This is a genomic window from Akkermansia muciniphila (genome assembly GCF_040616545.1).
In the GTDB taxonomy this organism is placed as follows: domain Bacteria; phylum Verrucomicrobiota; class Verrucomicrobiia; order Verrucomicrobiales; family Akkermansiaceae; genus Akkermansia; species Akkermansia muciniphila_E.
Window position 1 is genome coordinate 680,213 of record NZ_CP156688.1, and the last position, 12,997, is coordinate 693,209.

11 protein-coding genes are annotated in these 12,997 nt (G+C 60.1%); 1 reads left to right on the forward strand and 10 read right to left on the reverse strand.

Translation table 11 applies throughout. The features are described from left to right. Window positions 1-27: 27 nt before the first annotated feature. The 9 genes from atpG to ABGM91_RS02870 form a co-directional block, all read right to left on the reverse strand. Window positions 28-900 carry an ATP synthase F1 subunit gamma gene (gene atpG, locus ABGM91_RS02830; RefSeq protein ID WP_354833515.1) on the reverse strand — a complete coding sequence of 291 codons (873 nt, stop codon included), beginning with the start codon at window positions 898-900 and terminating at the stop codon, window positions 28-30. A gap of 21 nt (window positions 901-921) precedes the next feature. Further along, a complete protein-coding gene (gene atpA / locus ABGM91_RS02835; RefSeq protein ID WP_290566084.1) occupies window positions 922-2,454 on the reverse strand; it encodes a F0F1 ATP synthase subunit alpha in 1,533 nt (510 codons plus the stop codon). 18 nt (window positions 2,455-2,472) lie between these two features. Then, the gene (locus ABGM91_RS02840) at window positions 2,473-2,880 is read right to left on the reverse strand and encodes a F0F1 ATP synthase subunit delta (RefSeq protein ID WP_290566083.1); all 408 of its coding nucleotides are present in this window, start codon (window positions 2,878-2,880) and stop codon (window positions 2,473-2,475) included. 8 nt (window positions 2,881-2,888) lie between these two features. After that, on the reverse strand, window positions 2,889-3,416 hold the full coding sequence (locus ABGM91_RS02845) for an ATP synthase F0 subunit B (protein WP_180972286.1): 528 nt from the start codon (window positions 3,414-3,416) through the stop codon (window positions 2,889-2,891). A 102-nt stretch (window positions 3,417-3,518) separates the two neighbouring features. Continuing rightward, window positions 3,519-3,740 carry an ATPase gene (locus tag ABGM91_RS02850; RefSeq protein ID WP_102712081.1) on the reverse strand — a complete coding sequence of 74 codons (222 nt, stop codon included), beginning with the start codon at window positions 3,738-3,740 and terminating at the stop codon, window positions 3,519-3,521. Window positions 3,741-3,821: 81 nt separating this feature from the next. Then, window positions 3,822-4,760, reverse strand: a complete 939-nt coding sequence (gene atpB / locus ABGM91_RS02855; RefSeq protein WP_290566082.1) for a F0F1 ATP synthase subunit A — start codon at window positions 4,758-4,760, stop codon at window positions 3,822-3,824. A 309-nt stretch (window positions 4,761-5,069) separates the two neighbouring features. Further along, a complete protein-coding gene (locus ABGM91_RS02860; RefSeq protein WP_354833518.1) occupies window positions 5,070-7,268 on the reverse strand; it encodes a hypothetical protein in 2,199 nt (732 codons plus the stop codon). Window positions 7,269-7,484: 216 nt separating this feature from the next. Continuing rightward, window positions 7,485-9,950, reverse strand: coding sequence for a penicillin-binding transpeptidase domain-containing protein (locus ABGM91_RS02865; protein WP_354833520.1), 2,466 nt, complete (start codon window positions 9,948-9,950; stop codon window positions 7,485-7,487). A 59-nt stretch (window positions 9,951-10,009) separates the two neighbouring features. Continuing rightward, on the reverse strand, window positions 10,010-10,639 hold the full coding sequence (locus tag ABGM91_RS02870; RefSeq protein WP_290566079.1) for a L,D-transpeptidase: 630 nt from the start codon (window positions 10,637-10,639) through the stop codon (window positions 10,010-10,012). Between the two features lie 130 nt (window positions 10,640-10,769). Between ABGM91_RS02870 and ABGM91_RS02875 the strand changes: the two genes are divergently transcribed. Beyond that, window positions 10,770-11,867: an acyltransferase family protein gene (locus tag ABGM91_RS02875; RefSeq protein WP_354833522.1), complete on the forward strand. Its 1,098-nt coding sequence runs from the start codon at window positions 10,770-10,772 to the stop codon at window positions 11,865-11,867. A gap of 159 nt (window positions 11,868-12,026) precedes the next feature. On the opposite strand, the gene ABGM91_RS02880 is transcribed toward ABGM91_RS02875, so the two are convergent. Then, window positions 12,027-12,860 (reverse strand): PEP-CTERM sorting domain-containing protein, encoded by an 834-nt coding sequence (locus ABGM91_RS02880; protein WP_354833524.1) that lies wholly within the window; start codon window positions 12,858-12,860, stop codon window positions 12,027-12,029. Window positions 12,861-12,997 lie beyond the last annotated feature (137 nt).

Sequence of the window (12,997 nt, forward strand, 5' to 3'; positions counted from 1 at the left end):
AGGTGGGTGAAGAAGCGGAGTCCGGCGTTATTCCATGGCGCGCATGGCCGTGGTGATTTCCAGCAGTTCATTGGTGATCTGCGTCTGGCGCGCCTTGTTGTAGTCCAGGGTGAGGTCGTCAATGATGTTCTTGGCGTTTTCCGTGGCGCCCTTCATGGCCACCATGCGGGCGGAGTGTTCGGACGCGCGGGCTTCCAGCACGATCTGGACCAGGCCGTGGAAGACGTAAAGGGGCAGGATGGTATCCAACAGGGCGGAGGGGCTGGGTTCCAGCAGGAATTGCTTGTGGGCGTTTTCCCCGTCCAGGGCCGCGCCTCCGGCTTTCGCCATTTTCATCAGCGGCTCCGCTTTAATGGGGAGGAGCTGGCGGAAGATGGGTTTCTGCACCATCGTGTTCACAAAGCCGGAGAAGGCAATGAAGACGCGCCCGTATTCCTCCGCCTTGAATTTCTGCACAATGAAGTCGAACACCGGCTTCAATTCCAGCAAGGAGAGCGGGTCCGTCAGGCTCCAGGTGGCTTCCAGCCGCTCATTCCATTTGGCCAGCGCGGCGTTCAGCTTGCGGCCAATGGTGACGTAGTGGGCGTTTTCCGGCGCGTGTTCCCTGACCATTTTGATCAGGTTGGCGTTCAGGCCGCCGCACAGGCCGCGGTCCGTATTCACCAGCAGCACCAGGTCCGCGCCGCCGTGGGTCTGCATCAGCGGGCTGGTGCTGGTGTCAATTTCATCCTGAAGGTGGTAGAGCACTTCCGCCAGGGCGCGGATGTAGGGGCGCCCCTTCACGGCCTGGTCCTGGGCACGGCGCATCTTGGCGGAGGCCACCATCTGCATCGCCCTGGTGATCTGGGACGTGTTTTTGACGGACTTGATCCGGCGTCTGATGTCTCTCAGGTTGCCCATGGTTCAGTGCTCCCGTAGTGGTTAGTTCCAGCTGAGCTTGAAGGATTCAATGGCGGCTTTAAGCCCAGCGTCTATTTCCGGCGTCAGGTCCTTTTCCTTCAGGATGCTTTCCAGCAGGTCCGGATGCTGGTCCTGCATGTAGGCTTCCCAGGCATTCTGGCATTCCTTGATCCTGTCCACCGGAACGTCGTCAAAGTAGCCTTTCTGCATGGCGTACAGGTCCGCGGCTTCCAGCCCCAGCAGCTTGGGCTCATACTGGTTCTGTTTGAAAAGCTCCACGATGCGCTCCCCGCGGGCCAGCTTGGCCTTGGTGCTGGGATCCAGGTCAGACCCGAACTGGGCGAAGGCCTGCAATTCCGTGAACTGGGCCAGGTCCAGCTTGATGGAGCCGGCCAGCTTCTTGATGATTTTCGTCTGGGCGGAGGAACCCACGCGGGAGACGGAGATGCCCACGTTGATGGCGGGGCGCACCCCCTGGTAGAACAGGTCCGTTTCCAGGAAGATCTGGCCGTCCGTGATGGAAATGACGTTGGTGGGAATGTAGGCGGAAACGTCCCCGGCCTGCGTTTCAATGATGGGGAGGGCCGTCAGGGAGCCGCCGCCGTGTTCCTTGTTGATGCGCGCGGCGCGTTCCAGCAGGCGGCTGTGCAGGTAAAAGACGTCCCCCGGGTATGCCTCACGCCCGGACGGACGGCGCAGAATCAGGGAAATCTGGCGGTAGGCCACGGCATGCTTGGAGAGGTCATCGTAAACGATCAGGGCGTCCTCCCCCTTGTCCATGAAGTATTCCCCCATGGCGCAGCCGGCATACGGGGCCAGGTAGAGCATGGCGGCGGGGTCCGAGGCGGAAGCCGCCACCACGATGGAGTATTTCATGGCCCCGGTTTCCTCCAGCTTGGCCACCAGGCGGCTGATGTTAGCGCGCTTCTGGCCGATGGCCACGTAAATGTTGTACAGCGGCCGGTGGTCCGGCAGCCTGCCTTCCTCCGCCATGCGGTTCTGCTCCGCCTGGGCAATCATGGTGTCCATGGCAATGGCGGTTTTCCCGGTGGCGCGGTCCCCGATGATGAGCTCACGCTGGCCGCGGCCGATGGGGATCATGGCGTCAATGGGGAGGATGCCCGTCTGCACGGGAACGGTGACGGGCTGGCGGGAAATAATGCCGGAGGCGATCTTTTCCACGGGGTAGTAGGCTTCCGCCTTGATCGGCCCCTTGCCGTCAATCGGTTCCCCCAGCGTGTTCACCACGCGGCCCAGCAGGGAACGGCCCACAGGCACGGAGAGGAGGCGGCCCGTGCATTTGACCAGGTCCCCTTCCTTCAAGTTGGAATCATCCCCCAGAATCACAGCGCCCACCTCATGTTCTTCCAGGTTCATCGCCAGGCCCATCACGCCGCCGGGGAATTCAATCATTTCATTGAGCATCACGTCGCTCAGCCCTTCGATCTTGGCGACGCCGTCCCCCACGGAACGAATGACGCCCACGTTTTCCTGACTGACGGTAGCCGTGGCTTTTTTAATTTCTGCTTCGAGTTCTTGAAGTATGTTGCTCATGGAAAAAAAGTTCGTTGGTTAATTGGAAAGGGTGCGGGCCAGGTCGGCCAGGCGGTCAATTTTGGAACGCACGGAGCCGTCCTTCACGTCGTCGCCCACCTGGATGCGGACGCCTCCCAGCAGGCCAGGCTCCACTTCCCAGTTGTAGTAAAGTCCGTCGCCGTATTTGGCCGCCAGTTTCGTCTGAATCCGGGAGCGTTCCTCCTCCGTCAGCGGCACGGCGCTTTGAATGGTGGCCGTACGGCTTTTCACCGCATATTCCACCATGCGGGAGAAGGCTGTCAGCAGGGCCTCGTAATTGCGCGGCTTGCGCTCTGCAATTTTCCGGGCGATCAGGCGCACGCGGTCCTCCGCCACGGCATTCCCGTCCAGGCAGAGCCGGAACAGCCTGCGGGCGGCATTTTGCGTGTCCTTTCCGATTTTCATAAATTATTTCAGGAATCCAGGCTGTCGATTGCTTCCCGGTTGATTCTCCGCTGGTCTTCTTCCGTCAGCACTTTCCCGGTGACCTGGGCCGTAGCCAAGGCCACCAGCTGGCCGAACTGCTCTTTCAGCGCGTCGCGTTCCTTCTGCTGTTCCAGTTCCGCAAGCTCCCGGGCTTTTTTGACAATTTCCTCCGCCTTCCGGGCAGCCTCCGCTTCCTGTTCCTCCAGCAGGCGGGAGGCGGCTTCCTTGGCGGCTTCTATTTTTTCCTGCCCCTTTTCCCCGGCCTCCACCAGCATTTCATGCGTCTGCTCCTTTACGGAAGCAAGCTGGCGTTCGCTTTCCTCACGCATTTCCTCCCCTTCTTCAATGCGCTGGCGCCTTTTTTCCAGAACGTTCTGGATAGGCTTGAACGCCAGGTAGCGCAGGATCACCACCATCAGGATGAAGGCGATCAGGTTGGCAAGAAAGGGCTCCCAGCTTGTCACCCCGAAGGGCGCAAAGGGATTCCAGGACTGGTCGGCTATGAGATTCAGCATAAAATGAACGGGTTGAAACATGCCGGAAGTTTTCCGGACCGGCAGGAACGGCTGCGCCGCCCCGGAGCGGAAGGAGTTCCCTCCGGGAACGGAGCGTCCGGATTATTTCACAAAGATGGAGATCAGGGCCACGCCTTCAATCAGGGCGGCCAGCGTAATGGCAATCACCATGATGGGGGAGGAGGCGCCGGGGTTGCGCCCGGTGGCTTCCGCGGCTTTCGCGCCGATGAGGCCTATGCCGATGCCGGCGCCGATGGTGACGAGGCCAAAGCCCACGTTGCCGGACAGTTCGGCCAGGGAGGTCATTGCAGTAGGATCAATCATGTTATTGTATGGTTTTATGTTTTTGTTGAACGTTCCCCCACAGGTTGCCCATGGTCCGGAACGGAAAGTTGGCGGTGCTGCTCATGAAGTCTTTCCGGGCGGCAGGCTGTCCGGTACAGGCGGCTCCTTTTGTTCATTCTTGTCCGCATGGCTGTGGGAGTCGCCGTCCCCCACCTGGAGTTTCAGGAAAATGGCCGTCAGGAGCAGGAACACCAGCGCCTGGATGAAGCCCACCAGCAGTTCAATGGCCAGGAACGGCAGCACGCACAGGGAGCTGAGCACGGGGCCGAACATGTTGGCCATGGTCTCAATGATCGTTTCCCCGGCGTAAATGTTGCCGTAAAGACGGGCGCCCAGGGCAATCGGGCGGATCGTGATACTCAGGACCTCCACCAGGCCCACAAACAGGAAGATAAGCACCAGCACAAACCCCATGAAACCGGGCAGCCTGCCCTTGGGCCCGAACAAGTGGATGAAGAAGCCTTTCACCCCCTGCTCCCGGATGCACCAGTAAAGCCACATCAGCGCATAAAAGATTCCCAGGAACATCGTCACGTTCATGTCCGCGTTCGCGCCGCGGAAGAGCAGCACCCCGTTGTAGGTAATGGTGCCCACCCCGGGGAGAAGCCCCATGTAGTTGCTGACCAGGATGATGGTGAAAATGGTTCCGAAGTACCAGAAGTACTTGCGCGTCAGGCGCGGCCCCAGCAGGGACTCCACAAAGTTGTACAGGGTCTCAAAAAAGTATTCCACCGCATTTTGCAGCCGGGAGGGCAGGATACGCATGGCGCGGGTGGCGGACCATACCACAATGCCTATCAGGAGCACCGCCAGAAAGAGCATCAGCATGGAGTTGGACACCGGCAGTTCAATGCCGCCGGGAAGCGGGATGGAAAACAACTGGGGGGCAGCCTGCTCCAGTCCGTGCCCCGCGCCTTCCTCCGCCGCACAGGCGCTGCCGCCCATCATGCCGGGCACCGCCAACGCCGCCAACCACAGGAACTGGAAAAATCTGCTCATCGTCTGTCTTTCACCATTACTCGCGCCAACTCCTGTAAATACGGGAAAAGGGGAAACTTCCCTTTATTTGACGGTGTTAATTGTGTACTCTCCCCGTTCCCTTGGCAAGTCCAAAACTTGGCACGCATGCAAATTATGAACATTTGTATACAATCTTAAAGGGCTCCCAGGACACTCCTCGCATTTTCTTCCAGCCACCAGGGAATTTTCAAGCCCGGGTTCCGGAACGGCACGAACGCCCAGCCAGCCAACAAAAAGGCTTCCGGGAATTTCTTCCCGGAAGCCCGTCAGTTCAATTTGATGCCTCTGTTACTTGGCGGAAATCACGTGGATGTGGTACACGTCCCTGCCGTCCGCACCCTTGCGGCCGGTGGCGTGCATGCCCGTGACGTCGGAAGTGATCACGTCCAGCGTCTTCACGGCTTTCTGAATATCCTTGTTGCCTTCCGCGGCAGTCTTCAGGGCGTCCCGGACCGGAACCAGGTTAAGCTGGAATTCCAGCGGAGCCACCTGCCCCGGGGCTTTCATGGATTCCTTGATGACTTCCATGCCGAAGGCCTTGGGCATGCTGACGGCCCAGCGGGTGTCGGTCACGGCCACCACCGGATTCAGGTCGGCGCCCAGCGGGCACTCGTAATCATACGTGGTGACATCCCCTTCCACGGAGGATTTGGGAGCGGGGAGTTCCGTCATCTTGCCCTGGCTGGCCAGGGTAACGATGGTCTTGGCGGCATCAGACACTTTCTGCCAGGCCTCACCCAGAGCGGCGCGGTTCTTCACTTCATATACCAGGGAGAAGCGCGGAGCCGGAACATTCTTAAGCATGGGGCTGGGAGCGCCCTTCATGTCCACAATGTAAGCGCCGGAGTCCGTGATGCCGGAAAGAGCGGTCTTGTACGCCTTCCAGAGTTCTTCAATGGTGGGCCGGGCCATCTGGAGCATGGGGGCAACCATGCGGATCTGGTCGCTTACGTCATGCTTCGGGTTGGAAATGTACGCATTGCCGTAATCCCAGACGATCTGCGCGATGTTCTCATACAGGGTGCAGCCCATGTCAACAATCTGCGGATTGATGCGGAAGGAGGAATACAGCACCGTATCCGCACCGGGACGGACGGAGTTCATGGAGGAGGGGGCATCCAGCAGGTAGAATTCAAGCGGATACGTGCAGGCTTCCACATGCACCCCCTGGTCCTGCCACGCGTAGTAGGAAACGGGCGTGGCATTCTGCGCCACCTTTTCATACAGCCCGAGGAGGCTGCCCTTCATGGAATCAAGCGCGGCCATGGAAGGGGCCAGATCGGCAATCTTCCAGTCAGTGCCTACCGTCTGCATCAGGTCCTTCAACCCGGTAAACATGCCCTTGTAGTAGGCGATGTCCAGGTTAATAAGGCCCTTGGCGCAAGCCTTGTCCGCAAATATCAGGCCATAGGCAGGATATTGGAGCTGGGCGTCAGCCATGGAGAAATCCGGACGCGCCAGAACGGAGTCCTGGGGGGAAGCGGCCAGACGGACCTGCTTTTCAGGATTGGTGGTCACAAAGCCCACCAGGGTGTCGTCCACAAAGCCAACGGCTACATAAAGCTTGGATTCGTCCAGACGCTGGAGAGCAGCCTTGAGGCGGTTCATGTTTTCCGGGGAAACCTTAATATTGTCTTTTGCTTTCTCCAGTTCTTCCTCCAGCTTCGCCCGCAGTTTTTTGCAGTCTACTTCCGCCACCTTGCAGGCCAGGCCGTTGTAGGTCTTGTCATACAGGGAAACAATGCCGTGCAGCTCCATGTCCTCCGGGAGGTTGGCATCCTTCAGGGTAGCCTTCGCCTGGGCAACGGCTTCCGGCGTCAATTTGGCGGCTACCATCACGGGAGCCGTCGCAGCCTGGGAGGGGCGCAAGTCGATGGAGTCAACCCACTGCACAAGCATTTCAGCATACCTGTTGACCATAGCCTCCATTTCCGCACTATTGTCTTTCTTGGCTCCATCCGCTGAGGCCTGGTAAAGTTTGTAGGCTGACAGCATCCCCTGCATCTGGTTCAGGCCCATGCCTGTAAAAGCGGACTGGGCGCTGTCCATCCACGGAGCCCATTCCGGACCGAAACCGATCATCGCGTCAATGACGGGGCTGTTGACGGAGCACTTGGCCCGGACGGGCTTGGGAGCGTCCTCTCCCGGAATGGCAACGGATTCATCAGCGTTCTGTTCCGCGGAGCAATTCCCCCAGGTTTTGACCATGTTCAGATTCTGAACGCTTTTAATGATGCCGGGAATGTCGTAAACACCGGCCACCATGCCCATGTCCCTGGGGAACAGGGCAGCCAGCCCGAGCCGTTCGGCACGTTTCGCCACCAGATCGGAGGCAACGGGGGCGCAGGGATCAAGCGCGGCGGCGGGGGTTAAGCCGGCGGCGTCCTGTCCGGCCTTGGCGGAAGAGGATTTATTGTCGTCAGAGCAGGCGGCAAGAGCGCAAGTCAGCGCAAAACAGGGTATGGAGTAGAAATAATGCTTTTTCATTATCTTGAAACGTGGGGGGTCATGATGCCATCCGGCAAAAAGCGCCGTTCCTTGCGGAAGCAGTCTCATCGACGTGCATCATCCGCATATATAGGCAGTTCTCCCCAACCACGCAAGCATAATGAAGAACAGCAATGACATGGGACGCCGCGGCATCCCGGGAAACACCGTACGAAAAACGCCCTTCCCGAGCAGGCGCTCCCAGCGGAAGCCGTCTTAAAGCGGCTCCGCCATGGGGATGTCATCCTCCGGCATGGGGGCCCTCGGCGCCGGGGCGGTCACAGGGGAAGAATGGTTGAGACTGCGGGGGATTTGCCGGGGAAGGCCCGGAATGTAGTCTGAATCACCGCGGCGGGGCCTCAGGGGAGCGGCGGAAGGTTCTTCCGAAAGGGGAGGCGCAGACGGCGCGGCGGAGCGGGAACCGCCTACCGGAGTAGCCTTGATTTCCGCATCGGAAGAATCATCCAGGTCTGCGGGTATTTCATGAACCTTGATGGGCTCCATTCCTTCCGGATCATACAGGCCGGGAGGCAGGTTGTCCGGCACCACGGCGGGGGATTCCCCGCGTTCCCGGAGAGCCGCAGCGGCCGTTTCAGGGGTTTCCTCCACCGGTTCCGCTACAGGAATGTCATCCTTGGGAGGATCAATGATGGCCTTGATGTCCTTCTTTTCCGTCTCAAAAAATTCCTTCACGATGGGAGCCGCGGCAGCGCCGCCGCCCAGCCGCTCGTGGGCGCGGCCTTCATACAGCACCACATAGGCGAAACGGGGATTGTCACAAGGCATGAATCCGGCAAACCAGGCCAGGCGCTTGTCTTCCCGTTCCGGCCCCCACTGGGCCGTTCCGGACTTCCCGGCAATGCTGGAATAGGACAGGCGCGCGCGGCCCCCCGTGCCGTTTTCAATCACTTCCCTCATGCCCTTGCGCACGCTGGCCAGGGCGCGTTCATAAGCTGGCAGGGGGCGCTGGACCTCCTGGGGCTTGGGGGCGTATATGACGTTGGCGTTGCCGTCCTGAATCTGCTTGATGAGCTGGAGCCGGGGCAGGTAGCCGTTCGCCACGCCGGACATCATGTGCGCCACCTGGAGCGGCGTGACCAGCAGGGTTCCCTGGCCGATGGACAGGTTGGCGGCGTCTCCGGACATGAAATCACGCTTGTAGTTGCGGATCATGTATTCACTGGTGGGCACCAGGCCGGGATCATCCGGAATGGGGAGGCCCGTCCGTTCCCCCAGGCCGAAGGCGCGGGCCGTATCCATCAGGGCTTCCGCCCCCAGCTTCAGGCCCATCTGGTACATGAACGGGTTGTTGGACATCGCCAGGGCGCGGATGCAGTTGATGTCCCCCAGAGGCGTCTTGCTCCAGTTGTTGAAGACGTGGTTACCGATCGTGATGGCCGCCGGGCAGTAAATCTGCGTATTTTCCGTAATTTTGTTGTTCTTCAGCGCGCTGGCCACGGTCATCACCTTGAAGGTGGAGGCGGGGGGGTAGCGCCCCTGGAAGGCACGGGCGCCCAGGGGCCCGGCGGGGTCGTTGCGCAGGGCGTCGTAATCCTTCTGGGAAATGTTCGGGATGAACATGTTCGGGTCATAGGACGGCGTGGAGGCCATCACCAGCACTTCACCCGTCACGCAGTCCAGCACCACCATGGCGCCGCGCCTCTTGCCGCGGGAAAGAATGCGTTCCGCGTCCTGCTGCCATTTCAGGTTCAGGGTAGTGACGATCGCGCCGCCGGGCTTGGGCCGTATTTGCAGTTCGTCCAGAATCTTGTTGCCGTCCTCGTCAAACATCAGGCGCCACACGCCAGGCGTTCCTGTAAGGTCCTTGTTGAATTCCTTTTCCAGCCCCGCACGGCCTTCCACCTGTTCCCAGAGGGGGTCCATGTGGTTGATGGGGCCGGTGGGTAGTTTCCCCTTGGACCCCACATAACCGATGATGTGCCCGGCAATCGCCTTTTCCGGGTAGGAACGGATGTAGATAGGCAGCAGTTGGAGGCCGCGCACCCCTTTCACCTTGTCCTTCATTTTTTCAGCTTCTTCCGCGCGAATGACGTTGGTGAGGGGAAGAGGCAGCCAGCGACGGTGCTCATAGTGCTTCCAGAGCTGGTCATCGGAAAAGGACCACGCCTTTCCGGCAATTTTCTTGGCCTGTTCCAGGCAGTTGCGTCCGAACTCCACCACCCGGGAGCGGTCGGGATCTTCAAAGATTTCAAACCGCAGGGCCAGCTGGTAGGCCACAGTGGTCACGGCCAGTGGCTCTCCATGGCGGTCCAGGATGGGGCCGCGCGGGGCCGGAATCAGCAGGGCCATGGTCCGGGCGGAAGGCCGGGTGCTGGTATGCGCCTCCCGCGCCGCGTCCAGCCGGCCTCCATTCAGGGAAGGTATCAGGGACAGGGAGTCCAGGCCGTTCTGCTCCTTGTCCGTCTCCCTGGGCATTTCCGGGGCGTCGGCCACGCCTTCACGTTCACCGGAAGCCGTGCCGGGTTCCCTCTTCTTATCCCCCAGGTCCACCGTTTCCACGGCGTCATCCTCTGCGCGCTGTTCCCCGGCGGCCTGGCGCACGGGCGTCCCCCCACGGGAAGACGAATGGCGGGCCGAGGACTGCCCCCAGGCCGTATCCGCCGTCCACGCGGCCAACCCGGCCAGCAATACCAGGGAACGTATCAGAACCTTCATTTTCATCAGCTTGCAGGAGTGTGACAGATGCGCCGTAAGGAATCAACGATTATTCACGCTCGCGCTTATTCCTGAATTATTACGGTTGTTCCCATGCCGCATTTGTCAAACAAAATGCGGCATGCCTCCACCGGCACCCGGATGCACCCGTGGGAGTTGGCGTCCCGGTACACGGTGCCCACATGCAGCCCTATTCCCCCGTGAATGCGCATCCACAGCGGCATCTTGGCGCCAATGAATTTGCCGCCGGACGGAACGCGGGAAGAAGAAGTGGCGTCCGAATTCACGCACACGCCGCTTGCATCAAACACGCTGCCGTAGGACCGGGAGCGGTAGTCCGCATCCTTCTGGATGATGGAGAACCTGCCGCGGGGCGTTTCATGGGTGGATTTGCCCGTGCACACGGGAAAATTCATGGCGGGTTCACCGTTCACCCACAGCACGCCGCGCTGGTCCTTCAGATGAACCACGATTTTGCTGTTTTTCGTCTGCGCCTGCCGGATGCGCCCGTCATGGTACCAGATGTCACGCGTAAAGCGGTACTGGGGGTCCGCCACAAAGGCGTCATAGGAAGAAACGTACCTGCCATCCTTCATCAGCGGCTTGCCATGCGGGGTCTTCGGCGTGGAGGAACAGGCGGCCAGCAGCAGGGAGACGCAGAGGAAAAGAAGAAAAGCGAGAGGGGCGCGCGGCATGCGGCCTGCTTTACCTTCTTCCCCCGTGGAAATCAAGCACGATTCCCCTCCGTTCCGGCATGTTTTCAGGAATCCTGATAAACCTGGCCTTTTCCTGCCGTACTTCTTGCCGTTCTACTTCCGCACCACCATGAATTCCCCTTCTTCAGCTCCCATCCACCCCCCCAGGCTGCATTCCCTGGACGCCCTGCGCGGTCTGGACATGCTCATCATCCTGGGACTGGACGCCCTGGTCCTGTTGCTGGCCTCCAGAAACCCGGAAAGCGCCTTCCTTCAGGAAGCCGGACACCAGATGACCCACGCCGCCTGGGGCGGGCTGCGGCTGTATGACCTGGTGTTCCCCGTCTTCGTGTTCATCTCCGGCGTTTCCATGTCCTTCTCCCTGGCGAGGCATACGGACGGGAACGCCCCCGCCGCTCCGGGACTGCTCAAGATATGGAAACGCGCCCTCATCCTGGCCCTGCTGGGGATGCTGGTCAACGGAACGCTCACGTGGACGGAGGACATGCGGTATGCTTCCGTGCTGGGGCTGATCGGTTTTTCCTGCGCCATCGCGGGCACCTGCATTCTGCTGCTCCGGCGGCAGGGCTCCGTGGCCGCCGCGGGAGCCGCCCTGCTTGCCCTGGTGGCCGTTCTCCAATTCACGGGCGGCAATTTCACGCCAGGGGGCTCCGTCAATTCATGGGTGGACACACACTGGCTCCCCGGCCGCCTGCACGGGGGAACCTTTGATCCGGAAGGGCCGCTCTGCATCATCTCCGCCGCCGCGCTGTGCCTGGCTGGCTGGCTGGCGGGCAGCCTGCTCCGGAAAAACCGGGAACGGCCCGTGCGCTTCTGCCTTCTGACGCTGGCCGCGGGCAGCCTGCTGTTCTACGCCGCCCTGGCGCTGGACGGCGTTTATCCCATCATCAAAAACATGTGGACAGGCACCTTCATTCTGGCCGCCGCCGGGGCTTCCCTGATCGCCCTGTCCCTGTTCCACCTGGCCGTGGACGTGTGGAAGGGCGGCTCATGGGCCTTCCCCCTCCGCATCATCGGCCTGAACGCGCTGGCCGCGTACCTGATTCACGCCCTGGTGAACGTGCATGAACTCAACAGGCGCATTTTCAGCGGCGCGGCGGATTTCTTTCCTTCCGTTCAGCCCGTCTTTCTCGCCGTCTCCCTTCTGTTGCTGCAATGGCTGGTTTTATTCGCCTTCTTCCGGCGCAGCCTGTTCATTAAACTGTAACAGCCTTTCCAGGGAACTTTTACGGACCCCGTAAAACATAAAAACCGCCCCTTTCCCGGACCACGGGAAAACGGAGCCATGGACAGGCAGGCAAACAAAAATGCCTCCCCCGTGCAGGGGGAAGCATGTTCAAAAAATCAGGCTCAGGCCATGCCGGACTCAGCGCATACGGCGGCGGCGCAGCAGGGCCAGCAACAGCCCGGCGGCGGAAAGGCCGGCCGCAGCAGGTTCCGGAACGGGAGCCGCCCCGGTGATATAATGAATCTTCACGTTGGCCCACGCTCCCCCATTGGTGGTAATCCAGTACTTGCCCACATTCTCAGCAGTGGCCTCCAAAGGACCGTCCGCACGGGTCAGGATATTCCCATCGGCATCCCTGACCACGTAGTCCACCGTATCAAAGCCGTTGCCGCCCGAGGAGGATGAAGCGTTCTGCCCCAGGAGTTCACGCACCACCGTCCCAAAGGCGCCCGTGGTGGTATACGGATCAATGATAGCCTGAATAGTACCCCCGTTTGCATTGATCCAAAGGCTCGTCGTCGCAAGGCGCCCGTTCAGGCCGAAATCCCACACATACCCCTCGGACAGTCCCCCGCCCAAGGCTCCGGAATTAATCACGGAATCAATCGCCAGGTTGCCCCAGAGCTGCGTATTGCTGGAATTCAGGGTGAAGGATTTATCCATCTCCACATTTCCCAGGATCAAGGCCCCGCCCGTGTTGTTGCTGAGGGTGCCCGTACCCTTCAGGACAAGCTGGTCAATGCCCTTGTAATTCAAGTTTCCGGCCCCGGCGGTGGATATGGAGGCATCACTGTTAATGATGATGCTGTTTCCCGCACCAAGAGTGGTGGGAGGCACCCCGGATTCCGACCAGTTGCCCGCGTCCGTCCAGGAGGAGCCGTCACCGTTGCCCGTCCATTGATAGGTTGCCGCCATGCTGAAACCGGATACGGCAGCCAGAGCGCAGCAGGCAATAATTAGAGTTTTCTTCATGATATCAGGAATTAAAGATGGGCGCCAACAGTTGCAAATATTGCCTCCATGCTTCACAAATCCGTTCCCGTGAGCGTTTTGCGATCAAAAATCCAGGCATGTAACCATAGCTCCGGGTTTTTCTATATCGGATTGTG

What these genes read in the sequence shown, in the direction of transcription:
- atpG (WP_354833515.1), bottom strand. Translation starts at nt 900, where the DNA reads ATGGGCAACCTGAGAGACATCAGACGCCGGATCAAGTCCGTCAAAAAC.
- atpA (WP_290566084.1), bottom strand. Translation starts at nt 2,454, where the DNA reads ATGAGCAACATACTTCAAGAACTCGAAGCAGAAATTAAAAAAGCCACG.
- ABGM91_RS02840 (WP_290566083.1), bottom strand. Translation starts at nt 2,880, where the DNA reads ATGAAAATCGGAAAGGACACGCAAAATGCCGCCCGCAGGCTGTTCCGG.
- ABGM91_RS02845 (WP_180972286.1), bottom strand. Translation starts at nt 3,416, where the DNA reads ATGCTGAATCTCATAGCCGACCAGTCCTGGAATCCCTTTGCGCCCTTC.
- ABGM91_RS02850 (WP_102712081.1), bottom strand. Translation starts at nt 3,740, where the DNA reads ATGATTGATCCTACTGCAATGACCTCCCTGGCCGAACTGTCCGGCAAC.
- atpB (WP_290566082.1), bottom strand. Translation starts at nt 4,760, where the DNA reads ATGAGCAGATTTTTCCAGTTCCTGTGGTTGGCGGCGTTGGCGGTGCCC.
- ABGM91_RS02860 (WP_354833518.1), bottom strand. Translation starts at nt 7,268, where the DNA reads ATGAAAAAGCATTATTTCTACTCCATACCCTGTTTTGCGCTGACTTGC.
- ABGM91_RS02865 (WP_354833520.1), bottom strand. Translation starts at nt 9,950, where the DNA reads ATGAAAATGAAGGTTCTGATACGTTCCCTGGTATTGCTGGCCGGGTTG.
- ABGM91_RS02870 (WP_290566079.1), bottom strand. Translation starts at nt 10,639, where the DNA reads ATGCCGCGCGCCCCTCTCGCTTTTCTTCTTTTCCTCTGCGTCTCCCTG.
- ABGM91_RS02875 (WP_354833522.1), top strand. Translation starts at nt 10,770, where the DNA reads ATGAATTCCCCTTCTTCAGCTCCCATCCACCCCCCCAGGCTGCATTCC.
- ABGM91_RS02880 (WP_354833524.1), bottom strand. Translation starts at nt 12,860, where the DNA reads ATGAAGAAAACTCTAATTATTGCCTGCTGCGCTCTGGCTGCCGTATCC.